Below are 23,536 nucleotides of genomic sequence, written 5' to 3'. Positions count from 1 at the left end.
TCATCAAGTTTGACTATTTCTTCACTCTAAAACTTCCGGTTTTTTTATCAAAGCCAATCAAATCTTTTGGAAATAAGGTTTCAAAAACACCTTTTTCGATGAGGTGGCAAGGCGTATCTGAAATAACACCATTATTCGTCATGACAATCATGGTATCACACAACTGAATCGCTAAATCAATTTCATGAGAAGAAAACAAAATGGTTTTATTAGTGTCTCTTGCTAATTGCTGAAGTAACTTTAAGATATAAGCTTTGTGATACATATCTAGATGTGTTGTAGGTTCATCTAGAATAATCAAATCGGTGTCTTGAGCTAAAGCACGCGCAATCATTACTTTTTGAAGCTGGCCATCACTCAACTCAAAGCATTTGCGATGTTTCAATTCTGAAAGATTAGTCCGTTCTATAGCATTGTGGATAATTGACTTATCCTCTTCGGTTATATTACCAACCCAATTGGTATAGGGTTGACGACCAAGCGCTATCAATTCAAAAACGGATAAATTTTTAGACATGAGTTGTTCAGTCAAAACCAAACTCATGGTTTTTGCTAATTCTATTGCAGCATAATTTTTAAGAGGAATATCGTTTATTTCTATATGACCTTCTAAAGGCTGTTGAATAGTCGTTAAGGTTCTCAGAAGGGTAGATTTCCCAATACCATTAGCGCCAACGAGTCCGATGAGTTCTCCTTGTTTGAGTTCAAGATTAATATTCTCGACTATAACAGATGTGACTTTCTTAGATTGATAACCAATAGAAAGGTTTTCGGTTTTGAGGATAATATGTTTGCTGTTCTCTGCCATTTAAAACACCATTTTACGTTGTCGTACTAATAACCAAACCACCACTGGAGCACCAATTAAGGAAGTAATTGCATTAATAGGTAAGGTGTAATCACTTGTTGGTAATTGTGCAATACTATCACAAATAAGCATCACAATTGCTCCAAATAGAAATACAGCAGGTAATAAAATTTTGTGATTAGAGGTGTTGAAAATTTGTCGTGTCATATGGGGTATGGCTAAACCAATAAACGCAATAGGACCAGCAAAAGCAGTAATCGTTCCCGCGAGCAAACTTGTGGCTATAATGATAATCAACCGACTTTGTTTAATGTTGAGACCTAGACTTTTTGCATAGTTTTCGCCTAGCAAGAATGTATTCAATGCTTTAATCGAAAAGATGGTTAAAATTATCCCGAAACTGTAAATTCCGAAGAAAATTAAAAGCTCATTCCAAGAGAGATTGCCTAAACTTCCAAAACCCCAAAAAATGTACTGTTGCAATTGTTCTGCAGAACTAAAATACGATAAGACACTCACCACAGCAGCGGTAATACTACCAAACATTAACCCAATAATTAAAATAGCCATGGTGTCTCTCACTTTTGAAGACACTAGTAATACAGCTAACAATACCAGAAAACTTCCTAAACTAGCAGCTATGACAATACTCCATTTTGAAATCAATAATGTTGCAAAAACACCACCAAATAATCCAGAACCTAGAATGACTAAAGCAACACCCAAACTTGCTCCAGAGCTAATCCCTAAAACAAAAGGTCCAGCCAACGGATTCCTAAAAAGAGTTTGCATGAGTAATCCTGAAATTCCTAATCCGGAACCTACCAGAATAGCAGTTATAGCTTTAGGTAATCTATAATCTTGAATAATATATTGCCAGTTTGTGTTTTCCGAAGCGCCAAAAATACTATTGAATACTTCATTAATCGGAATACTTACAGAACCTAAACTAATGTTTACTAGAAAGCATAACACTAATACTATGGCTAAGGTGATAAACGAATATGTGTATTTGGCTTTCAACTAGTTTAAAGGTTTAAAAAAAGTGGTTTCATAATCGACTAACAATTCGGGATGACAAATCTTTATCATATCCTTCAACACTAAATCTGGTCTGGCTGTGCCAAGTTCATAATATAAAACACCTCCTGTTTTTCCGGTTGTATTTGAAAATGTAAATATATTTTTATTCTGAAATGCGCCAAACTGTGTGTAATGCGAATTCGATTTTTCTAGAGCTTCGTAGCTTGGGTAATACGACGGACTCAACCATAACTGAGCATCTCTCGCTTTATCAAAAACAGCTTCAAAACTTAAAGCAATACTGCCAGTTTCTCTAGTTTCACTCCATAAATAATTAACATTAGCATCATTTAAAAATTGTGCTTCAGGACTCGTGCCATTTGGTAGATACCAGACGTCTTTATGCATGGCTCCACAAAGGACTGTTGGCTTAGACGTCGCTTTTTTAGCAATGGTTTTAGCTTCTAAGTAGTCCTTTTCAATTTGATTGAATATAGAATCTGCCATTTTCTCTTTATTATATAAAACACCAAAAAACTTAATCCATTCGGCTTTAGCTAAAGGTGATTTTTCAACCCAATCCCCATTGAAAATGACCGTAATTCCAGATTTTTCAATTGTTTCCATACTTTTATTAGTGCCATCAACACCAAAAGCAACAACAACATCTGGACGTAATTCTAATAAGACTTCAGTATTGATACCTTCATTTTTCCCCAGCTCTCTTATCTCGCCATTATCTATTCTTGTTCTTGTTTTTTCCGAAGACACATAATGGGCTCCAGGAAATCCTACTAAGGTTTGTTCCACACCTAGAAGTTCAAGCGCAGGAATATGAGTGGTTGAGGTGACGACTATTTTTTGAATAGGCGTTTGGATACTTACTAAATCATTGTCTTTTAAAGTATAGATATCTTCATTTTCTGATAGTATGAAAGAAACAATCTTATCTGCTTTTGGCCAAGGGTTGATTATATTTAAAATTTTATAATCTTCATAATCTCTAATTGAAAAGCCTTCGGCATGTTTTAATTCTTGTAAATGAATATCAGATTCTGGAAACGAATTAATTGATTCGTATTCAATAGCTGGAAGCTCTCTGGATAGTCCTTTGTCTTCTTTACAGGAAAGAATAAAAATTACAATTAATATGAACAGTATATGTTTCAATAGTTATGATTTTCTTCAAAAGTAAGATTATTTAAAGTTTTTAGTAAACGCTTAAACAAAATGTTTATTTTTGCGTTGAATTTTGGTTCTATTCAATGTATCTGAATAGATTAAAAGGGAATCTGGTGAGAAAATAATTTTCAATACCAGAGCTGTTCCCGCAACTGTAAGCTATAAAGCTTGTTATTACCTTCAATGTCACTGGAATTTGTTTTCTGGGAAGACCAATAACAAGACGCAAGTCAGGAGACCTGCCATTTTTCATAATCAAAAATCACTTTCGGGAGAAAAGTATTTGGGGTATGAAACAGATAATTCTATTTTATTTTTTACTGCTTTATTGCAGTGTGGCTTGGTCACAGACAACTTTGGATTCCATTCAAAAATTGGATGAGGTCGTGTTGAGTGATGTCAAATTGAAACGATACGCCAACGGCTATAAGCTAACCGTATTGAGTGATTCTATTCTTAGAAAAAATAATACCTCATTAACAGATGTCTTACGATTTAATTCTAATATCTATTTCAGAGAAAATGGCTATGGCATGGTGTCTTCACCATCTTTTAGAGGTACCAATGCATCGCAAACCGCAGTTATTTGGAATGGGATTAATATCAATTCTCAGCTTAACGGACAAGTAGATTTTAATACGATATCGTCTTCTAATTATGATAATATTGCTATTAGAAGCGGAGGCGGGAGTGTGCAATACGGAAGTGGAGCCATTGGGGGAAGCATCCATTTATCTAACGATTTTGATTTTGAAAAGCATTTTAATCATAAACTTCAATTTGGCTTTGGAAGCTTTAATACAAAAAATGCGAATTATAATACATCTTTCGGAAATGGTACTTGGTCTGGTGATTTTGGAGTCGCTTATGTCGATTCTGATAATGATTATCGTTTTTTAGGTACAGATAGACGAAATGAAAATGGAGCCTTTAATAATTTGGATCTCAATTTTAATATAGGTTATGTGATATCAGTTAAAGATGTACTCAAAATATACCATCAAAACTTCAGAAGTGATCGTGAGTTTTCTTCAACATTATTGGCGCCTTCAAATAGTAAATACGAGTCTGAAGATTATCGTAGCATGATAGAATGGGCTCATATTGAAAATAATTACACATCAAGCCTAAAAGCAGTTCATTTATTAGAACAATTCAAATATTTTGAAAATAAAAATTTAGATAATTTTTCAGAAGGCCATGCTAATACATGGTTAATTAAACATCATTATAAACGTCACTTTTCTAAACGCTTATTACTAAGCGTGATTACAGATTATAGTTATATCACTGCTGAAGGCAATAGCTTTAGCGATCCCAAACGAAATGCGTTTTCTGCTACAGCGATTTTAAACCATCGACCTACAAAGAAGGTGCAATACAACCTAAATGTGAGAAAGGATGTGATTTCAGGTTTTGAAAGCCCGTTAGTGTTTTCGGGAGACATAAGTTATCAATTATTTAAACCATATACGCTAAAATTCAATGCGTCTAAAAACTTTAGAGTACCAACCTTTAATGATTTGTATTGGAATCCGGGAGGGAATTTGGGCCTAGAACCTGAAGAATCCTACCAGTTAGATTTAGGACATGAGTTAGCGTTTGAAACTATCAATTTCAAACTTAATACCTTTTACATAGAAACGTCAGATTTGATTCAATGGCGACCTAGCAATAGTTCTGGATATTGGAATCCTGTTAATATTGCCAATGCTAAACAGTATGGTGTTGAAGCAGAATTTGGTATGACCAAAAAAATAGATAAGCATACCTTATTCTTATCAACCTCTTATTCTTATACTGAAACGGAAGATGTTGAGAAAAACCAACGTTTGTTTTATGTGCCTGTTCATAAAGCGAATGCATCATTATCTTATAATTATAAGTCATTCACAGCATTTTATCAGCATTTATATAATGGAGAAGTTGCTATTATAGGTAACACACTTGATGGTTTTGATGTTGGTAATTTAGGCGTTTCATATACCATCAATACCAAGAAAAAATTGAACTATATAGCCGATTTCAGAATCAATAATTTATACAATTCATATTACGAAAATGTAGCATTACGACCAATGCCAAATAGAAATCTAAATATCAAATTAACACTTAAATTTTAAACAATGAATTCAAAAAAAATAGCTTTACTTTTCTTATCAATCGCATTGATGTTTATATCATGTAGTAACGATGATGATATGACAACGTCTGAACCCTTAGGTGATTATGAAGACGGATTATTAATCCCTCACGAAGGTAATTTTGGACAGGGAAATGCATCTGTCTCTTATGTCTCTTATGATTTTATGACGGTAGAGAATAATATTTTTAGTTCTGTTAATTCAAGTCCTTTAGGAGATACAGCGCAAAGTATTGCGTTTAATGGGAATTTGGCTTATATCGTTTTGAATATATCTAATACGATTGAAATTGTTAATAGATATTCTTTTGAATCTATTGGTACTATTAACACTGGTTTAAATAACCCAAGATATATTGCTTTCGCTAACGGAAAAGGTTTTGTCACAAATTGGGGAGACGGTTCAGTTGCAACCGACGATTATCTAGCTGTAATTGACTTAACAACAAATACACTTGACAATCAAACGATTTCTGTTGCCGAAGGACCAGAAGAAATCATTGCTAATGGAAATATGATTTATGTGGCTCATCAAGGCGGATTTAGCCAAAATAATATTATATCTGTTGTTGATGCGGGTTCTAATATGGTGTCATCTATAATTACGGTTGGGGATGTTCCTAACTCTTTACAATTAGATTCAGATGGTAACCTATGGGTATTAGCAGAAGGTAAACCAGCTTGGACTGGAGACGAAACTGCTGGACGGTTGTCTAAAATTAATACAAGCAACAACACTGTAACATCTATAGATTTTAGCGTTTCAGAGCATCCTAATTATCTCGCTGTTGAAAATGGAACATTGTATTATTATAATGCAGGAAGTGTTTATAAAATGAATAGTGCTGCATTGACTTTACCTACGTCTGCTGAGTTATCAGGTGTGAATTTCTATGGAATGACTGTTAATGATTCAGTCTTATATGGTATAGATGCGGTAGACTTTACAAGTAATGGGACTTTGTCAGCATATGATTTAAACTCCAATACGTTAATTAATTCTACAACATTAAGCATCATTCCTGGGAACATCTATTTTAACTAATTTTGATGCTTATGTACTAATCTAACATATGATTATAAATAAAAAAGCCACTTTATTAAGTGGCTTTTTTATGAGTTTTATTCTAGATCTAAACGATTTAGAAACAAGTCATTTTCAATATACATGCCTTCTTCAACAGGTTTGATGTTGACATTAGTTTTTATTGGACGGAAATCGGTTTGTGAAAGACCAAATCGTCCTAAACCTTGAATATCTGCAATGGCTGCAGCTAAAAGCGGTTCGTTAAGATCACCTAGCATTCCGAAGTTTCTTGGAGATTCAATGATACTGATATCTGGAGTTAACCCAGTAGAAGGCACTGCAACATCATTAACGTTAATTGAATTAGCAACCAAAGGCTGCATGGCATAAGTATGACTTGGGTTGATGTTTTCAGGTCTTAAATTTGGAGAATCATAAATAGTAATAGATGCTTGCGTTTTTCCAGTTGTTTCGTCTCCTATTTGAACAACATCAATATAAGCACTCAAACTATTAATGACCAATTCACTTGCCGATGCTGAGCGACTTGTGGTTAATACATAAACTTTACTTAAATTTAAGTTGTTTATGGTGTTACCATCAAAGTTGTTAACGAAATTGAAATTTGTATTAGATGCTTGTTGGTCTTCATTGTAAACTAATTTAGAATAAATATCTCCCGTAAATTGTCCAGTAACCATACTTCCTAATAAAGAAGCCGTATTTACAGAGCCACCAGGATTATATCTTAAGTCTAATACCAAATGCTGAACGTTGTTAGCTTGAAACTGAGCAAATGCTGCATTAAGGTCATTGTCGAAGTTGCGATTAAATCCATTGTAAACTAAATACCCAACATTTTCGCCACCTAGGTCTATAATGTTTGCTTGGTGAACAGGATTTTCTGTGTAAGGCTGTTTTGTGAGATCTACGGTTTCTGTTGACGATTCTATAATGTCATCTGTAACCGTTTCTGTTCCATTATCATTATAGGTTGCAAAATTGAGCGTATAAGAATCTTGATTCAATAAATTATTTAAATTAGTCGCAGTTAAATCGGTACCATTTACTGCATCAAATATTTGTCCGCGTTGCAAACCTAAGTCACTGGCGATACTATTATTGAGTACAAGCCTTATGATTCCAAAGACTTCAGTAGAACTTCCTGGTTTTAGATAGAAATTAAATTCTAATCCGTTGCTTAAAGATGTTCCAGCTAATAATTGTTCGAACTCGATATAATTCGGAATGATAACACTAAAACGATCTATAGTTTCTCTTTCATATATTAAGCTTTCAAACAAAGTTTCAGGTGATGAGAAACTATTGAGATAACTGCCATATTCTTCATTAGTGGCAAAACGATTGTTTGCTAAATCAGGAACTTCGAATTTATATAAATACACCGCATTCATACCTTTCCAAACAAAATCATTGATTTCACTTGCAGAAATAGCATTGTCATCTTGGTCATCAAAACAACTGGTGATTGCTAATGTCAGTATACATAATAATCCAATTTTTAATAGTCGCATCTGTTTTCTTGTTTTAAAATTTCCGAAGTAAACGTCGCTCATAGCATTAGCGATGTCGACTCCATTAATTTTTTATTAATTTTTCTTTTTCAATGTAATCACATCAAACAACGTGTCGTTGGTCCTGTAAGCTATAAATTTACTTACATTATTGTGAATTAAAAAATATCGTGTAACAAAATTGAAACATGTTCGTCGTAATAATAAGAAGCAGAATAATTATCTGTTTTTAACTATCAAACCACAATGACACAAACTGATTTTACAAAATTAGTAATGCCTTTTAAGGATAAAGTCTTTCGATTAGCAAAAAGACTTCTAGTTTCTAGGGAAGAAGCTGAAGATGCAACGCAAGAGATTTTGATGAAATTGTGGAATAATAAGGAGAAGATTAGCGACTATAATAATGTAGAAGCGTTTTCGATGACAATGACAAAGAATTTTTGTTTGGATCGATTAAAATCAAAACAGGCACAGAATTTGAAAATCGTTCATAGTAATTACGAAGACAATAACACCTCGTTACAAAACCAAGTTGAAAATAGAGATAGTGTTGATTGGGTTTCAAAAATAATTGAAAAATTACCAGAACAACAAAAAATAATATTACAGCTTAGAGATATAGAGGAATATGACTTTGACGAGATAGCAAAAGTAGTAGATATGAATCCTACAGCCATTAGAGTCTCCTTATCAAGAGCTAGAAAAACAATAAGAGAAAAATTAACTAATACACATCATTATGGTATTAAATAGCATAGAAAAATTACTGGAAAAGTATGACAATGGCGAAACAACGCTAAAGGAAGAGCAGCAACTTAAGACTTATTTTGCTCAAGATGATATCGCTCCACATTTAGAGTCGTACAAAACCATGTTTCAGTACTTTAACAACACAAAACAAGAACTATATACAAAGGACGTTCCATTAAAAACCAGAAAGAGTTATATCTATCAATGGATTTCTGTCGCTGCAGTTGCGGTTCTTATGTTAGGAATTTTAATTCCGAATATTATTGGAGGAGGGCCAAGTTCTTTGGAAGATTTATCTACCGAGCAACAAATGGCATTCAACCAAACCAAGGAAGTTTTTGATATAATTGGAACTCAATTTAACACTGGACAAAATCAAATGGGAGCACTGTCGTTGACATCTTCGAATTTTGAAAAAGGTGCTGATCAGGTGAAGTATATCAATGAATTTTCAGAAACATCAAATAAATTTTTTAAAAGCAAAACCACAAAAACAAGTAAAGAAAGTAACAAAAACTAAAACAAGAAATCATGAAAAAAATAATTTTAATAGTAGCAGTAGCCTTAACAACATCAATGTCATTTGCACAAGGAGGTCTTTTTGATAAGTACGAAGATATGAAAGGCGTAACATCTGGAGTTATCAATCAAAAAATGTTTTCAATGCTAGCAAGTATTGATATCAATATGGATGATCCAGAAGATCAACAAATGCTTGAAATGGCAAAGAAAATCAAAAGTGTAAAGTTATTGACCACTGGAGATGATAAAATTTCGGCAAGTATGAATGCAGATGTAAAAAAATACGTTGGAAGCTCAAGTTTAGAAGAACTAATGCGTTTTAAAGATGGCAATCAAACCGTAAAATTTTACGTAAAAGAAGGTAAAGACGAAAATCACGTTAAAGAATTGTTGATGTTTGTCAACGGTCTAAAAGAAATGACTAAAGGACAAGACATTGAAATTAATGGAAAAAAACGTGAAATAGAAACAGTTATCGTATCTATAGTTGGCGATATTGATTTAAGAGAAATTTCAAAAATTACCAGTAAGATGAATGTTCCTGGAGGAAAAAACATTGAAAAATTAGGTAAGAAAAACTAAAATAATGAATACATCAATCAAAACAATAATCACGATGTTAATCTTGATTGTAACTCTACAGAGTTGCAATCAAGGTCTAACATTACAAACATATTATGTAGACAACGAATTAGCGCCTGGTTTTACGAGCTTGGATGTGCCTGTTAGTATGTTACGAATCGAAGAATCAACGTTGACTGAAGAACAATTAGAAGCTTACGAATCTGTTGAAAAACTAAGTATGCTCGCTTTTGTGAAAGATGAATCTAACATGGAAGATTTTGAAGCTGAAATCGCAAAAGTGAAGACTATTTTAAAAGATCCAAAATATGAAGAGTTAATGCGTGGCGGAAATTCTACCGACGGAAAATTCATTATAAAATGTATTGGAGATGGAGATAACATTGATGAGTTTATTCTCTTCGGAAATTCTAATGAAACAGGTTTCGCAGTGGTAAGAGTTCTTGGTGACGATATGAACTTTAATAAAATTATGGAATTAGCTTCTGTTTTTGATGAAAACAGTATTGAAGAAAATCAATTTAAAGACATCACTAAATTTTTTAAATAGACTATATATTTAAAATGTTAATAGAAAACCACTTCAAGTCTGACTACTTGAGGTGGTTTTTGTTTTCATACCAATTAAAGTATAAGATGGCTTATAAATAAGTTGAATTATTTTATGTTAGAACAAGGCAAGAAATAAAGCATAACCTTAGTTGCAGTGTTTTTTATTGACATTAAAGAAACAATTTACATGAGTTTTCGATGCTTTATTTGGCATCTGCATTTTTTAAAACAATAAGAATAAGATAAACTGCCAAAGCCCCGAAAGCCGAAAACAACAACGCTTTCACAATCAAATAATCTAGAATATCTAAAAGGCCAGACACAAAAAAACCAGCGACTATAAGTCCGGAGAACACAAGAGACAATGTATTTCTAGTTGGCATATGTAGTAGATTATATTCCTGTATAATTACTTGGAGTAATGGCTTTTAATTCCGTTTTTATAGCTTCGGAAACCTCTAAGGTATCAATAAATTCTGAAATAGAACGTTTGTTAATCGTTTCGTTAGTTCTCGTTAAACCTTTTAGAGCCTCATATGGATTAGGATAAGCTTCACGTCTCAAGATCGTTTGAATGGCTTCAGCAACGACAGCCCAATTGTTTTCCAGATCTTGAGCAAACTTCGGTTCGTTAAGCAATAACTTACTCAATCCTTTTAATGTCGACTTAAATCCAATTAATGTATGCCCGAAAGGCACACCAACATTTCTAAGAACTGTACTATCTGTTAAATCACGTTGTAATCTTGAAAGAGGTAGTTTTGCAGATAGATGCTCAAAAATGGCGTTCGCTATGCCTAGGTTGCCTTCAGAGTTTTCAAAATCAATAGGATTCACTTTATGAGGCATTGCGCTACTACCCACTTCACCTTCTTTTATTTTCTGCTTGAAATATTCCATTGAGACATACGTCCAGATATCACGATCTAAATCGATAATGATGGTATTGATACGTTTTAAAGCATCAAATAATGCAGCCATATGGTCGTAATGTTCAATTTGTGTTGTTGGGAATGAATGCTGTAATCCTAATTTTTCTTGAACGAATAGGCTTCCAAACGCTTTCCAGTCCATATTTGGATAAGCCACTTTATGAGCATTGAAATTTCCAGTTGCTCCACCAAATTTTGCAGCACTTGGCACATCATTTAATAAATTGAATTGCTCTTCCAAACGCACCACAAATACCTGTATTTCTTTTCCAAGACGAGTAGGAGAAGCTGGTTGACCATGAGTTCTTGCAAGCATCGGAATGTCTTTCCATTCTTCGGCTAATGCTTTAAGCCTATTTAAAACTTCAAAATATTCTGGGACATACACATCGTTCATCGCATCCTTAATACTTAAAGGTATAGCTGTGTTGTTGATGTCTTGGGATGTTAATCCGAAATGGATAAACTCCTTATATTTTGATAAGTTGAGCTTGTCAAATTCCGCTTTGATAAAATACTCAACTGCTTTTACATCGTGGTTGGTGACTTTTTCAATGTCTTTTATAGCTTGCGCATCTTCCGAAGAAAAATCAGTATAAATAGTCCTTAAATCGTCATAAGTGGTTGTGTCAATGCCTGAAAGCTGGGGTAATTTCGCTTCGCATAATGCAATGAAATACTCAATCTCTACCAAAACGCGGTATTTAATGAGAGCTTCTTCTGAAAAATAAGGCGCTAAATTACTGACTTTACTTCTATAGCGACCATCTATTGGTGAGATGGCATTGAGAGATGATATGGACATTAGTTGTGTGTTTAAGCTAGCAAAGATAGTTAATTCGAATATTAAATTGAAGATAAATTGGTTATCTTAGAGCATAAATTTATTCACCATTTAAGAGCTATTTTTATTTAAGTTTTCAATTGATATTCTCTCAAGTTTATAAAAAATAAGCACCTTTTACGCATACCTATTGTATCGTTGCTAGAGATTCTGTTACAGGTGATATTGGTGTAGCTGTTCAATCGCATTGGTTTAGTGTTGGTCGTGTGGTCACTTATGGGAAAACTGAAGAACTTTACTTAAGCGCTCAAAAACTGTTTCTAGATAATCTAGAAATGCAATATTAATTTGCTAAATAATAAACAAGATGAAAATTGGAGAGCATTGATGTCATGATCGATAAAAAGTTAATTGTTAACGATTTCAACTCCAAAATTGGGAAAAGTTATGAAGCTTTAATTCTTTGTAACCTTCTTTAAGATGTGTCTTGCTCTGGCTTTAAAACCAGAACTCTGCAGTTGATAGTCACGTTCTAAAATCATCACGAGTTCTGGGTGAACCCAATCATAATCTTTTCCGAGGAGAAATAATGTATTCATAGCATATGCTTTTGGCGCGATTTTTTCGTCATTAATCATCCAATCAAAACAGGACTCAACGATTTTTTCTTTGTGCTTCGGAAGCAATGCAGACTTGATTTTATTCTCATGTTTTGAATAATATGCTTTTACCAAATACTCACAAACCTTAGCGACAGGTCGTACGGCAGAATCTAAATGAACTTTGTGAATAGTAGCCGTAAATACATCTAAATATGGAATACAGGTCTCAAGATTTTCGCCACACATAAACTCAAAAACCCAAGCTGCTCGACAAGATATTTTGTCATCGACCATAAATAGAATGTCTAATAGTTTCGGAATCATATCAGGATTGTCTATGACCATATTGGCATAATACAAACGTTTTTGACGCGTGTGATTCACGTAATTTAATTCTTGATAAAGTTGGTTTGTTGTCACTTCGATTTTTGTATTTTTATGTCCATAAAAATAAATAAATATTTACAGATGAAAATCATAAAAAAAATACTTGTTTTCTTATTAGTTGTTTTTGTCGTTATGCAATTTTTTGGTCCAGATAAGAACGAAGGTAATATGGCTGCAATAGATGCTTTTATTGCAGATACGAATCCGCCCAGTGATGTTCATGATATTTTTAAAAATACTTGTTTTGATTGCCATAGTGATGTCACTAGATATCCTTGGTATAACAAGATTACTCCAGTAAATTATTGGATGGCAGATCATGTTAAGGATGGGAAAAAGCATTTTAATGTATCTGCTTGGGAAAGCTATTCAGTAAAAAAGAAAGACCATAAATTAGATGAGCTTATAGAAATGGTTGAAGCCAAGGAAATGCCATTGCCTTCATATACATGGACACATGGCGACGCTAAACTTAGTGATGATCAAATTAAAGCTATTGTAGATTGGGCAAAAAATGTAAGGTCTAGCTACAGTTTAAAACCAAAGGCTGATTAATTTTCTTTTGAATAAAAAACTTCTTATTATTGGATTTGTATGGCCAGAACCTAAGAGTTCTGCTGCTGGAAGCAGAATGATGCAACTCATTTCCTTTTTTCAGTCTGAAGGATATCAAATTACGTTCGCTAGTGCATGCGCAAAAAGCGATAATGCTTTTGATTTATTGACTATTGGAGTTGATAAAGTTGCCATAGAACTCAATCATGCTAGTTTTGATGATTTCATTTTAGATTTGAAACCCGATGTTGTGCTTTTTGATCGGTTCATGACCGAAGAGCAGTTTGGTTGGCGTGTTTCTCAACATTGTCCGGAAACCATTAAACTTTTAGACACCGAAGATTTACATTTTCTAAGACGTGCCAGACAGCAAGCCTTTAAGGACGATTCTGAAGTTACCAATCACTATTTGTTAAATGATACTGCCAAACGTGAAATCGCAAGTATGTATCGTTGCGATTTGAGTTTGATTATTTCTAAAGCTGAAATGAGCCTGCTTAAAAACACGTTTCAGATTGAAGATTCCTTGTTGCACTATCTTCCTTTTCTTGTTGAAAATATTTCCGAAAGACATATAGAACAGTTTCCGGAGTTTGAAGATCGACAACATTTTTTAACGATTGGAAATTTTCTTCACGAGCCCAATTATAATGCCTTATTGTATTTAAAAGAAACCATATGGAAAGGTATAAAACAGCAATTACCAGAAGCTGAATTACATAATTATGGTGCTTATGCTTCGCAAAAGGTGAATCAGTTACATAATGCGAAAGATGGGTTTTTAATTAAGGGTTTTGCAGAAGATGTTAATGACGTGATGCAGCAGTCTAAAGTGCTTTTGGCACCAATTCGTTTTGGAGCAGGATTAAAAGGAAAGCTCTTTGATGCGATGCAAAACGGAACGCCATTCGTTTCTACATCACATGGAGTAGAAGGGATTGTAGACAAAACAAATCAAGATTTCATTTGCGATAATGCTGATGATTTTATCAATTATGCCGTGAACTTATATCAAGATGAATCGGTTTGGAATGCCCAGAAATCTTTAGGGTTTGATATCTTAAAAAACCAATTTTCAAAGTCTGAATTTGAAAGCGGATTTAGAATGCGATTATTTGCACTATCTGAAGATTTAGAAACACACAGACAGCAAAATTTTATCGGACAATTATTACAGCATCACACCATGCAAAGCACGAAGTTTATGAGTAAGTGGATTGAAGCTAAGAATTCTTGATTTTTTAATTTCTACTCTTCCGTAGACTCTTCCATGGTATGATATACGTTTTGTACATCATCATTATCATCCAATTTTTCTAAAAGTTTTTCTACATCTTCAACTTCTTCTGTGGTCAATTTTTTAGTTACTTGAGGTATACGTTCAAATCCAGAGCTTAAAATTTCTATATCTCGACTTTCAAGTTCGGCTTGTATCGCACCAAAACTTTCAAAAGGTGCGTAGATTAAAATACCGTCATCGTCTGCAAAAACTTCTTCTGCACCAAAATCTATGAATTCCAATTCTATTTCTTCAGGATCTAAACCTTCTGCATTAATTCTGAAATTACATGTATGATCAAACATAAACACAACAGAGCCAGACGTACCCAAACTACCATCACATTTATTAAAGTAACTACGAACATCAGCAACAGTTCGTGTATTGTTATCGGTTGCAGTCTCCACTAAAACAGCAATTCCATGAGGTGCGTAGCCTTCAAAAATCACTTCTTTATAATCGCCTTGATCTTTTTCACTTGCTTTCTTAATAGCACGTTCAACATTGTCTTTAGGCATGTTAACCGCTTTCGCATTTTGAATCACTGCACGCAATCGAGAGTTACTTGCGGGATCGGGACCACCTTCTTTAACTGCCATGACAATGTCTTTACCAATACGTGTAAAGGCTTTGCTCATAGCTGACCATCGCTTCATTTTTCTTGCTTTGCGAAATTCAAATGCTCTTCCCATTAGTGTTCTGTTCTATTTGTTGTTGTAGACCTCAAAATTATTGAAATTATATCGAAATGGCAATACTAAAACCTAGTCTTTCGGTATGTTCTTAGATAAAAAGTTAGAATTCGTATTATTTTAACTATTAATGACTTTTTGACGTTGCGTGTTTAAACCGGCATTGACTATATTATAATTATTAACAGCATCGTTGATGTCTTCAACCTTTTTATTGTAATGGTCTATTTATTTTCTTATCAAAACCAATAACAATACCGAGGTGAGTTTTAAGGTTGTATTTTTTATGTTTCAATTTAAGGGATTTAAAATGAGTAAATCTTGGAGTATAGCTTGCGCTTCTTCAATGTAAATATCTTGTTGGATATCTTTTAATATCGTTTCGTTAATCTGTTTTTGGTCGTCATTAAAACTCACGATTTCTTTAGTGAATGCTGAATTTTTTACCATAAAATCAGATACATGTGTATTGATTGGTTGATTAATACTTTGCCATTGATTGCGATATGTTATGATTTTGTTATACACATTTTTTAGAGTTAAGAGATACTCTGTATCCAAATTAAAATAGTTGTCGAGAATCAATTGGTTTAAGTCTTGAATACCTGTAAAAGCAATATCATCACTAACACGTAATTGACTTTTTTTCTTTAATTCATTGATTGGTAAAGCTTTTAGTTTTGGATATTTTTTTACGGCATCAATTGTGTCATTTTTAAGAGCGAAAGCTTCATATTGTTCTTGTGTTCTGAAGCCATCATAAATATTTGGCAGAATGATATCTGGAACAACACCTTGTGCTTGATGACTTTGGCCAGTCACACGATAGAACTTCTCAACGGTTAGTTTTGAGTAGCCTAAGCGTTCATCTTCATCTAAAGGCAAAATTATTTGAGCAGAAGCTTTACCATGCGTTTGAGACCCTACAATAATTGCTCTGTTATAATCTTGCATGCTAGCCGCAAAAAATTCAGACGCAGAAGCACTATAGTTATTAACTAAGACCACAATAGGTTTGTTAAATAGTCTACCTCTATTAAAATCTCTAATGGTATAGGTCTCACCATCGTTGTATTTTAAAATTGAAATCGGACCTCTATTGATAAACATTCCTGAAAGGTCTGCAGCTTCTTTCATTGAGCCTCCACCATTAAATCGTAAATCGAGAATTAAACCTTCTATGTTTTCTTTTTGGAGTTTGTATAATTCTTTAGCAACATCGTTTGCTAGACCCAATCCGTTTGGAGATTCAAAATCGGAGTAAAAGCTCGGAATATTGATATAGCCAACTTTCGATTTGCTTTCAATAATATATCCTGAAACCGTATTTTCTTCAATTTTTGTCTTTGTTTTGGTAAGCTCAATATCTTTCATAATTCCGTTTTGCTTTTTTATCTTGAAAGTAACGGTATTATGATTTCGATCACTAGTAAATGCAAGCACGTCATCATTAGAAACACAATAGGTTTCTAAGGTTTTGGTGTCTGTTTGTAGTGATTTAATGACATCATTAACTTCAAAATCGCCTTCTTTAAAAGCAGCACTTCCTGGAGTGATGTGTGCGATAATAATATCGCCATTGTCATTTTTTGCTGTAATAATTCCAAAGGACAACTGATCGTTAGATAAAGAGTTTTCAAATATTTCTTTTTCCGTAGGTGAGAAAAACGAAGAATTAGGATCGTTATAATGTAAATAAGCATTAAAAAAGGACGCTTTCACAAAATTCTCAATGCTACCTAATCTGTTTTGTAGTTCTTCGAGTTTGCATAATTCTTTTTGAATAAGCTTCGGCTTTAAGTCGGTTTCAAGTTTACTAAAATTTGTTTCGATATCTTCTAAAACAGAATCATTTTCAACCAATGCATAGAGAATATTATAACGAATACGCTTGCTCCAATACCGTTTGGCTTCAGTATCGTCTTTAAAATATCTAAACTTAGAATTTGGTTTAAATCTCAGTGTGTCTTTACCAGAATAATCAAAGGTTTCGGTTTCTAAACTTGAGATAATCGTTTTAGAATGTTCGATGCGTTCAGATAATCGCATTATGTATTTATTTATAAAATCACAACGCTTATTTTTGATATAATCGTCAATTGAATAACGGTCTTTTTCAAATGTATCAATGTCATCTTTTGTAAATAATCGCTTATCTCCATCTAAGGTGTATAGGAACAAATCAAGTACATTGGTTGATAGGCTATCATTAACCGTTTTAGGTTGGTAATGATTTGTTTTAACCATAGTTTCCAACGCTAAAAGTTGGTCACAAAACATATTTTCGTCTTGACCATTGACAAAACAAAAGGTGAGTAGTGTGATAAGACATATGTTTAAGCGATTAAGCATAAAAGGTATTTAGATAGAATATGTGACTCAAAAACCGAACCAAAATTTAGTCTTGGACTTCAACTATAGCTTCGATAGCTTCTGCCAACTTAAAATCTCTTTCGGTGACACCATTGGCATCGTGTGTAGACAGTGATATTTTCAAAACATTGTAAACGTTAGTCCATTCCGGATGGTGGTTTTGAGCCTCGCATTCAAATGCAATTCTACTCATAGCACTGAAACAGTCTTTGAAATTATCAAATTCAAATTCGGCATATAAGGCGTTATTTCTATGTTCCCAATCTGGAAAACGAAGTAGACGTTTTTCAATATTTTCATCTTTCATCAAACTCATAGGTATATGTTTTACTTAAATGTACAGTAATTTACTGTAAAATAAGAGTTATAAGCCTTAGAAACGATAAAAGAAGATAAACCCCGATTGATTTTTACTATAAACTGTAATTTAAACTATTTTAGTAGGTCTTCAAGTACTTCTGCACTTGTGATTTCTAAATGTTTTGGTAGTTTATTGAATTTTGGTAAAACGGCTAAATAACGGTCTTCGTTTGTAGTGTAGACATGTTTGTAAAGCACACCCTTTTTTGTAGATAATTGCTTGATGATATCCTTGAAGTATTCATCGTGATGAACTAAATCTGTACTTCCTAAATGAAAAATGCCATGCTTATTTCGGTTAATCATGTAATGAATTTGTTGCGTGACTTTGGAGTCGGTCGTAACATTCATAATAATATTTGGAAAAATCTCAATAGCTGTTTTATCGTGTAAGTGCTGTTTTAATTCTTTTAACCTTGGCGACTGAGAGCCTAAAACCATAGGCAGTCTTACAATCGCGACTTTTTTCTTCGGAAGGCGTAGCAACATGTTTTCAATCTTAATCTTGAAATGCCCATAGATGCTATCACTCAAAGTTTTATCCAGTTCGTAACTTGGGTATTTACTATAGGCATCAAATACATTAGCCGAAGAGAGAAAAATAAGTTTACAATCCTGTTCCAGAAGGTATTCTGCTATGTGTTGATGCGCAATGGTTTGCGTACTGAAATCGCCACGTAAACACGAAATAATTATGGACGGTTTTGTAGCCTCTAGGATTTCATAAACATCATCTTCTTCAACATTATACTGTAAGAACTGATGGTTGTCTTCATAAATTTTCTTCGGAATGCGATAGGTGCCAAAGGTTTTAAAATAAGAACACAATTCTTTGTAGATGGCATTGCCAATAAATCCGCTTGCACCTAAAATTAAAATCCGATGTTTACTTTTAAACTCCCTCATTAATCAACCTTAATAGATAAACTATCCTTTATAGAATGGTAATTTAACCACAGTAGCAGGCACTGCTTTTTTACGAATTTGTATTTTTATTTTGCTTCCAGCATCAGCAAAAATTGGTGGCACATAACCCAAACCAATACCTTTTCCTAAGCTAGGAGACATAGTTCCAGAGGTTACATTTCCGATAGTCTTTCCGCTAGAATCTACAATATCGTAACCTTGACGTGGAATACCTCGCTCGTCTAATTCAAAAGCCACTAATTTACGTTCCGGTCCACGACGTTTTTCGTCTTCTAAAGCTTCAGAGTTTGTGAATTCCTTAGAGAATTTTGTAATCCAGCCTAAGCCAGCTTCAAAAGGAGATGTGGTATCGTTTATATCATTTCCGTAGAGACAATAGCCCATTTCCAAACGTAAGGTGTCACGAGCAGCTAAGCCAACAGGTTTTGCGCCAGCGTCGACCACTTTATCCCAAATCTGTTTGACTTCAGCGTTTTTGCAGTAGATTTCAAATCCGCCACTTCCAGTATAACCCGTTGCCGAAATAATCACATGCTCAATTCCAGCAAAGTCACCAACAACAAAGTTGTAGAATTTAATTTCGGCCAAATCATGACTAGAAAGGCTTTGCATCGCTTCAACGGCATTCGGACCTTGAATAGCAAGTAATGAGTAGTCTTCACTTAAATCACGCATCTCTGCACCAACATCATTTTTTGATAAAATCCAGTTCCAATCTTTTTCAATATTACTCGCATTTACGACTAGCAGATAGGTTTCTTCCTCTATTTTGTATATGATTAGGTCGTCTACAATTCCGCCATCATCATTTGGTACGCAACTGTACTGTGCTTTTCCAACGGTAAGTTTAGATGCATCGTTACTACAGACTTTTTGAATTAAATCCAACGCATGAGGTCCTTCAATTAAAAATTCTCCCATATGCGATACGTCAAAGACACCAACACCAGTTCTTACGGCTTCGTGTTCGATATTTATGCCATCATATTGTACTGGCATATTGTATCCTGCAAAAGGCACCATTTTAGCACCAAGAGCTTCGTGAGTTGCGGTTAAGGCTGTGTTTTTCATATTGTAATTATTGGTTGAAATTAACTTGTGATTAATCTTCAAAATTTGTTTCGCAAAAGTATCGAAAATAATTAATTCTGAGGACGGGTTTGCCGTAGAATATGAGATTAAAAATATGTTAATATTGAAATCTTTTCTTCGGAAAAGGGAGATTATTATTAATTTAAGCAATATTAAAACTTAAGACACTATGAAGGCTATTATCTCTGTTTTTGCATCATGTTTCGCTTTGTTATTTGGATTTGCTCAAGAAGGCTTACCTGAAGATTATTTGAGCAAGGAATTTCATAAAAGTAGGAGAGATGCTTTGCGTGTTAATATGCCAGCGAATAGTGTGGCTGTGTTTTTTGCGAATCCGGTTCGTAATCGAGCCAATGATGTCGATTATATATATCATCAAGATCCAAATTTTTATTACCTCACTGGTTATAAAGAACCTCATGCTGTTTTGGTTATTTTTTCTGAAACTCAAACAGCTGCGGAAAGTGGCGTGTCTTACAATGAAAAACTGTATGTGCAACAACGTAATCTTAAAGCGGAGCAATGGACAGGTACTAGACTTGGTGTTGATGGTGCAAAGGAACAGTTAGGCTTTGATCAAGCATTTGTTGGAGAAGCCTTTTTAGATTCTGGAATCGATTTTACGTCTTATGATAAGGTCATGTATTTTGGGTTTAGAGATGATTACAGAAATACGAGGAGCAAGTCTGATTTGTACGATTTAATTCAATCGTTCAAAACACAGATTAAACTCATTAATGACTACACGATTGAGAACAAAACTGATGATATCGAAGTTGATGCTAATGCAAATGTAGAAGCTGAAACTGTAAAGACCGATACGAGAAGTTTATCGCGTTTAATGGCACAATTGCGAGAGGTTAAAACTCCGGAAGAAATGGTATTGCTAAAAAAAGCAGTTCGTATCTCGGCAATGGGACAGCGTGAAATTATGAAAGCCATGCATCCTGGAATGTCAGAAGCTGAAGTTCAAGGTGTCCACGAGTTCATCTACAAAACATATGGGAGTGAGTATGAGGGTTATCCCAGTATTGTTGGAGCAGGAAATAATGGTTGCGTATTACACTATATCGAAAACAATAAAATGAAAGTGGAGAACGATTTGGTGCTTATGGATTTAGGTGCCGAATATCATGGCTATACTGCAGATGTGACACGAACGATTCCTGCGAATGGGAAATTTAATAAAGAGCAACGTGCGATTTACGATATTGTTTATCAAGCACAGGAAGCTGGAATTGCAGCTACAATAGTAGGCAATTATATGAGTTCTCCTGATGGCGCAGCTCGAGAAGTCATCTATCAAGGCTTAATCGATTTAGGAATTGCCAAAAACAAAACCGATGCAAGACAGTATTTTCCACATGGTACGTCACATCATATTGGATTGGATGTACACGATCCAGGAACTTATGGCGCTTTAAAAGTCAATATGGTGATTACAGTAGAACCAGGTATTTATATTCCAGATGGTAGCGATTGCGACCCGAAATGGCATGGAATTGCGGTTCGTATCGAAGATGATATTTTGATTACAGGAGATGGACCTGTTAACTTATCTGCGGAAGCACCAAGAACCTTGAGAGAGATTGAAAAGCTGATGAAAGAAAAGAGTGTGTTAGGACAGTTGAAATTGCCGAAGTTAGATTAGGAATTTCAGGGTACACATGTAGTAAGCCATCTGCTAGATCTGTTGTTACAGGCAGTATTCACTTATTTTATTGAACGTCTAATTCTTGTTAGCTTCAGTTCTTCTATTCAAATATATTCCAGGAGCATTCCCTGTCATTTCTTCATTTTGTAAAACGGGGACACCATTTACAAAGACATGAACAATTCCGCTTGAGAATAAATTGGGCTGTTCGAAAGTGGAATTATCAATAATTGTTTCAGGATTAAAAATCACAATATCTGCAGGCAATCCATTTTGAATTCTGCCTCTATTTTTAAAACCAATTACATCAGCTGGTAATGATGTCATTTTGCGTATCGCTTCTTCCAATGTAAGTACTTTCAAATAACGAACATAATGACCCAATACTCTTGGAAATGTTCCTGTGCTTCTTGGATGTCCTCCCGAATCGGTTGAATGCTTGACATATAGGCCATCACTAACAACCATATTCCAAGGTTGGATTAAAAGCGTCTGGACATCATTCTCATTAATGCCTCCTAGAGTTATGGATGTTCTTTCTTTACTGTTAATTATTAATTCACAGACTAAATCAAAGCCATCCATTTTTCTTTCTTCGGCTATTTCTGAGAGATACTTACCAACAAGCTCAGGATAGTCTTTACTATTGGTGATTCTCATACTAGAGTAGCCTGTAGCATTTAGCCATGCAAAGCCGTCATCTTCTCCATTTTCGCTTGTTGCTTTTATTCGAGATCTTTTAAGTTGATCTGCCAAGGTTGATTTTAATAAGCTTATAGCTTCATCTAGCTTACCTTTACTCATAAGACTGTCTATAAGACGACCTTCTTTCATGTCAGAAGGAATAATAATAATTTTTTCCAAAACTTCTGTTTGAGCACCATCATAAGGATATTGATCTGACACAATTTCGTATCCATCTGCTCTAGATTGTTCCACCATTTCTATTATTTCGGAGATTGCACCTTTATTATGAAGTCCAACAGCTTTAAGATGACCTAATTTACCTGGTATGTTGGCTTTGGAAGAGATTTCTATGACTTCACGATGTGATTTAACAAAAGCATGTACTGGGTTTCGAACATGAGAATCGTAAATGCCACTATATGGAGCAACTTCCTTTGCCAATGCAATAATCTCATCGGTATCACTATATATTCCGGGTTCATACATTAAACCTGTTGAAAGGCCAACCGCTCCCATTTCCATTCCTTTTCGTACTAAGGCTTTCATCTGATTCAATTCTTCTGTTGATGGTGACCTTTTTTGGTCATCTTTCATAACTTCTTTCCTAATACCATTATGGCCGACATAAAAAGCAGCATTTGTTCCGATACCATTTTTATTATAGGCATTAATCAATTTAAGAATAGTGCTAGGTGAGTGGTACCCATCAGGTCCTCCAACTATGGTTGTGACTCCTTGTTTAATATAGCACTCATTTAATCGGTTGATGGAATCATTTATACTCCAATCCGAATGATTGTGAATGTCAATAAATCCAGGGGAAATAATTAATCCTGTTGCATCAATAACTTTTAAGGCACTAATATTTTCTCCTGATTTTACTAATTCCATTTTGCCATTTCGAATCAACAAATCGCCCTCAAAAGCTGGATTTCCGAGACCATCGATAATAGATCCATTTTTTATCAAGAAATCAGCTGGAGGCTCTTGAATGCAAGAAAATAAAATCGTAAAGCTGATAAGGAGGAGAATATACTTTTTCATAGTTTCTATTTTTATTGAAGCTAATGTGTTCGCTTTGTTCG

General features: G+C 34.2%; 23 protein-coding genes and 1 riboswitch. Of the genes, 10 read left to right on the top strand and 13 right to left on the bottom strand.

Features of this window, described 5'->3' with window-relative positions; genetic code table 11:
* Window positions 1-13: 13 nt before the first annotated feature.
* Genes V7719_RS04765 through V7719_RS04755 form a run of 3 tightly spaced genes read right to left on the bottom strand, consistent with a single transcriptional unit; the run spans window position 14 to window position 3,001 of the window.
* Window positions 14-808 carry an ABC transporter ATP-binding protein gene (locus V7719_RS04765; protein ID WP_335728729.1) on the bottom strand — a complete coding sequence of 265 codons (795 nt, stop codon included), beginning with the start codon at window positions 806-808 and terminating at the stop codon, window positions 14-16.
* Complete coding sequence (locus tag V7719_RS04760) at window positions 809-1,831, bottom strand: FecCD family ABC transporter permease (RefSeq protein ID WP_335728728.1); 1,023 nt, start codon at window positions 1,829-1,831, stop codon at window positions 809-811.
* Window positions 1,832-3,001 (bottom strand): ABC transporter substrate-binding protein, encoded by a 1,170-nt coding sequence (locus V7719_RS04755; protein ID WP_335728727.1) that lies wholly within the window; start codon window positions 2,999-3,001, stop codon window positions 1,832-1,834.
* Window positions 3,002-3,067: 66 nt separating this feature from the next.
* A riboswitch (cobalamin riboswitch) is annotated at window positions 3,068-3,274 on the top strand.
* 29 nt (window positions 3,275-3,303) lie between these two features.
* On the opposite strand from V7719_RS04755, the gene V7719_RS04750 reads away from it, so the two are divergent.
* Window positions 3,304-5,136, top strand: coding sequence for a TonB-dependent receptor plug domain-containing protein (locus V7719_RS04750; protein WP_335728726.1), 1,833 nt, complete (start codon window positions 3,304-3,306; stop codon window positions 5,134-5,136).
* A gap of 3 nt (window positions 5,137-5,139) precedes the next feature.
* Window positions 5,140-6,201 carry a DUF5074 domain-containing protein gene (locus V7719_RS04745; RefSeq protein ID WP_335728725.1) on the top strand — a complete coding sequence of 354 codons (1,062 nt, stop codon included), beginning with the start codon at window positions 5,140-5,142 and terminating at the stop codon, window positions 6,199-6,201.
* A gap of 77 nt (window positions 6,202-6,278) precedes the next feature.
* Here the strand turns inward: V7719_RS04745 and V7719_RS04740 are convergent, their stop codons facing one another.
* A complete protein-coding gene (locus tag V7719_RS04740; RefSeq protein ID WP_335728724.1) occupies window positions 6,279-7,760 on the bottom strand; it encodes a S41 family peptidase in 1,482 nt (493 codons plus the stop codon).
* A gap of 204 nt (window positions 7,761-7,964) precedes the next feature.
* On the opposite strand from V7719_RS04740, the gene V7719_RS04735 reads away from it, so the two are divergent.
* The 4 genes from V7719_RS04735 to V7719_RS04720 are packed head-to-tail and all read left to right on the top strand — an operon-like array spanning window position 7,965 to window position 10,125.
* The gene (locus tag V7719_RS04735; protein WP_335728723.1) at window positions 7,965-8,474 is read left to right on the top strand and encodes an RNA polymerase sigma factor; all 510 of its coding nucleotides are present in this window, start codon (window positions 7,965-7,967) and stop codon (window positions 8,472-8,474) included.
* On the top strand, window positions 8,461-8,991 hold the full coding sequence (locus V7719_RS04730; RefSeq protein ID WP_335728722.1) for a hypothetical protein: 531 nt from the start codon (window positions 8,461-8,463) through the stop codon (window positions 8,989-8,991). Before V7719_RS04735 ends, V7719_RS04730 begins: the two co-directional genes overlap by 14 nt.
* 11 nt (window positions 8,992-9,002) lie before the next feature.
* Window positions 9,003-9,575, top strand: a complete 573-nt coding sequence (locus V7719_RS04725; protein WP_335728721.1) for a DUF4252 domain-containing protein — start codon at window positions 9,003-9,005, stop codon at window positions 9,573-9,575.
* 4 nt (window positions 9,576-9,579) lie between these two features.
* A complete protein-coding gene (locus V7719_RS04720) occupies window positions 9,580-10,125 on the top strand; it encodes a DUF4252 domain-containing protein (protein WP_335728720.1) in 546 nt (181 codons plus the stop codon).
* Window positions 10,126-10,330: 205 nt separating this feature from the next.
* On the opposite strand, the gene V7719_RS04715 is transcribed toward V7719_RS04720, so the two are convergent.
* Together V7719_RS04715 and purB are read right to left on the bottom strand one after the other, a co-directional pair.
* The gene (locus tag V7719_RS04715; RefSeq protein WP_335728719.1) at window positions 10,331-10,510 is read right to left on the bottom strand and encodes a hypothetical protein; all 180 of its coding nucleotides are present in this window, start codon (window positions 10,508-10,510) and stop codon (window positions 10,331-10,333) included.
* Window positions 10,511-10,520: 10 nt separating this feature from the next.
* The gene (gene purB / locus V7719_RS04710) at window positions 10,521-11,864 is read right to left on the bottom strand and encodes an adenylosuccinate lyase (protein WP_335728718.1); all 1,344 of its coding nucleotides are present in this window, start codon (window positions 11,862-11,864) and stop codon (window positions 10,521-10,523) included.
* 173 nt (window positions 11,865-12,037) lie between these two features.
* Here purB and V7719_RS04705 point away from each other — a divergent pair, with 173 nt between their 5' ends.
* Window positions 12,038-12,190 (top strand): DUF1028 domain-containing protein, encoded by a 153-nt coding sequence (locus tag V7719_RS04705; RefSeq protein ID WP_335728936.1) that lies wholly within the window; start codon window positions 12,038-12,040, stop codon window positions 12,188-12,190.
* A 108-nt stretch (window positions 12,191-12,298) separates the two neighbouring features.
* Here the strand turns inward: V7719_RS04705 and V7719_RS04700 are convergent, their stop codons facing one another.
* The gene (locus V7719_RS04700; protein WP_335728717.1) at window positions 12,299-12,865 is read right to left on the bottom strand and encodes an adenylosuccinate lyase; all 567 of its coding nucleotides are present in this window, start codon (window positions 12,863-12,865) and stop codon (window positions 12,299-12,301) included.
* Between the two features lie 48 nt (window positions 12,866-12,913).
* Here V7719_RS04700 and V7719_RS04695 point away from each other — a divergent pair, with 48 nt between their 5' ends.
* On the top strand, window positions 12,914-13,387 hold the full coding sequence (locus V7719_RS04695) for a heme-binding domain-containing protein (RefSeq protein ID WP_335728716.1): 474 nt from the start codon (window positions 12,914-12,916) through the stop codon (window positions 13,385-13,387).
* Between the two features lie 7 nt (window positions 13,388-13,394).
* Window positions 13,395-14,624 carry a glycosyltransferase gene (locus tag V7719_RS04690; protein ID WP_335728715.1) on the top strand — a complete coding sequence of 410 codons (1,230 nt, stop codon included), beginning with the start codon at window positions 13,395-13,397 and terminating at the stop codon, window positions 14,622-14,624.
* Between the two features lie 11 nt (window positions 14,625-14,635).
* Here V7719_RS04690 and V7719_RS04685 read toward each other — a convergent pair whose 3' ends face one another.
* The 5 genes from V7719_RS04685 to gcvT all read right to left on the bottom strand — a co-directional run bounded on the left by V7719_RS04685 (window position 14,636) and on the right by gcvT (window position 20,089).
* A complete protein-coding gene (locus tag V7719_RS04685) occupies window positions 14,636-15,358 on the bottom strand; it encodes a YebC/PmpR family DNA-binding transcriptional regulator (protein ID WP_335728714.1) in 723 nt (240 codons plus the stop codon).
* Window positions 15,359-15,649: 291 nt separating this feature from the next.
* Entirely contained in the window at window positions 15,650-17,710 is a 2,061-nt protein-coding gene (locus V7719_RS04680; protein ID WP_335728713.1) for a S41 family peptidase, read from the bottom strand.
* A 46-nt stretch (window positions 17,711-17,756) separates the two neighbouring features.
* Window positions 17,757-18,047: a 4a-hydroxytetrahydrobiopterin dehydratase gene (locus V7719_RS04675; RefSeq protein WP_335728712.1), complete on the bottom strand. Its 291-nt coding sequence runs from the start codon at window positions 18,045-18,047 to the stop codon at window positions 17,757-17,759.
* A gap of 116 nt (window positions 18,048-18,163) precedes the next feature.
* Window positions 18,164-18,997: a sugar nucleotide-binding protein gene (locus tag V7719_RS04670; protein ID WP_335728711.1), complete on the bottom strand. Its 834-nt coding sequence runs from the start codon at window positions 18,995-18,997 to the stop codon at window positions 18,164-18,166.
* A 21-nt stretch (window positions 18,998-19,018) separates the two neighbouring features.
* On the bottom strand, window positions 19,019-20,089 hold the full coding sequence (gene gcvT, locus V7719_RS04665) for a glycine cleavage system aminomethyltransferase GcvT (protein WP_335728710.1): 1,071 nt from the start codon (window positions 20,087-20,089) through the stop codon (window positions 19,019-19,021).
* 190 nt (window positions 20,090-20,279) lie between these two features.
* Here gcvT and V7719_RS04660 point away from each other — a divergent pair, with 190 nt between their 5' ends.
* Window positions 20,280-21,761, top strand: coding sequence for an aminopeptidase P N-terminal domain-containing protein (locus tag V7719_RS04660; RefSeq protein ID WP_335728709.1), 1,482 nt, complete (start codon window positions 20,280-20,282; stop codon window positions 21,759-21,761).
* 78 nt (window positions 21,762-21,839) lie between these two features.
* Here V7719_RS04660 and V7719_RS04655 read toward each other — a convergent pair whose 3' ends face one another.
* On the bottom strand, window positions 21,840-23,495 hold the full coding sequence (locus tag V7719_RS04655; RefSeq protein ID WP_335728708.1) for an N-acyl-D-amino-acid deacylase family protein: 1,656 nt from the start codon (window positions 23,493-23,495) through the stop codon (window positions 21,840-21,842).
* Window positions 23,496-23,536: the final 41 nt, after the last annotated feature.

It is taken from the genome of Psychroserpens sp. (assembly GCF_036960315.1).
GTDB lineage: Bacteria > Bacteroidota > Bacteroidia > Flavobacteriales > Flavobacteriaceae > Psychroserpens.
This window is presented reverse-complemented; position numbering and strand designations above follow the sequence as displayed.

Bases quoted from the DNA above. Each gene is read 5' to 3' on its own strand.
- V7719_RS04735 (WP_335728723.1), top strand. From the start codon at position 7,965: ATGACACAAACTGATTTTACAAAATTAGTAATGCCTTTTAAGGATAAA.
- V7719_RS04745 (WP_335728725.1), top strand. From the start codon at position 5,140: ATGAATTCAAAAAAAATAGCTTTACTTTTCTTATCAATCGCATTGATG.
- gcvT (WP_335728710.1), bottom strand. From the start codon at position 20,089: ATGAAAAACACAGCCTTAACCGCAACTCACGAAGCTCTTGGTGCTAAA.
- V7719_RS04730 (WP_335728722.1), top strand. From the start codon at position 8,461: ATGGTATTAAATAGCATAGAAAAATTACTGGAAAAGTATGACAATGGC.
- V7719_RS04670 (WP_335728711.1), bottom strand. From the start codon at position 18,997: ATGAGGGAGTTTAAAAGTAAACATCGGATTTTAATTTTAGGTGCAAGC.
- V7719_RS04655 (WP_335728708.1), bottom strand. From the start codon at position 23,495: ATGAAAAAGTATATTCTCCTCCTTATCAGCTTTACGATTTTATTTTCT.
- V7719_RS04685 (WP_335728714.1), bottom strand. From the start codon at position 15,358: ATGGGAAGAGCATTTGAATTTCGCAAAGCAAGAAAAATGAAGCGATGG.
- V7719_RS04750 (WP_335728726.1), top strand. From the start codon at position 3,304: ATGAAACAGATAATTCTATTTTATTTTTTACTGCTTTATTGCAGTGTG.
- V7719_RS04720 (WP_335728720.1), top strand. From the start codon at position 9,580: ATGAATACATCAATCAAAACAATAATCACGATGTTAATCTTGATTGTA.
- V7719_RS04680 (WP_335728713.1), bottom strand. From the start codon at position 17,710: ATGCTTAATCGCTTAAACATATGTCTTATCACACTACTCACCTTTTGT.
- V7719_RS04660 (WP_335728709.1), top strand. From the start codon at position 20,280: ATGAAGGCTATTATCTCTGTTTTTGCATCATGTTTCGCTTTGTTATTT.
- V7719_RS04765 (WP_335728729.1), bottom strand. From the start codon at position 808: ATGGCAGAGAACAGCAAACATATTATCCTCAAAACCGAAAACCTTTCT.
- V7719_RS04675 (WP_335728712.1), bottom strand. From the start codon at position 18,047: ATGAGTTTGATGAAAGATGAAAATATTGAAAAACGTCTACTTCGTTTT.
- V7719_RS04740 (WP_335728724.1), bottom strand. From the start codon at position 7,760: ATGAGCGACGTTTACTTCGGAAATTTTAAAACAAGAAAACAGATGCGA.
- V7719_RS04725 (WP_335728721.1), top strand. From the start codon at position 9,003: ATGAAAAAAATAATTTTAATAGTAGCAGTAGCCTTAACAACATCAATG.
- V7719_RS04695 (WP_335728716.1), top strand. From the start codon at position 12,914: ATGAAAATCATAAAAAAAATACTTGTTTTCTTATTAGTTGTTTTTGTC.
- V7719_RS04715 (WP_335728719.1), bottom strand. From the start codon at position 10,510: ATGCCAACTAGAAATACATTGTCTCTTGTGTTCTCCGGACTTATAGTC.
- purB (WP_335728718.1), bottom strand. From the start codon at position 11,864: ATGTCCATATCATCTCTCAATGCCATCTCACCAATAGATGGTCGCTAT.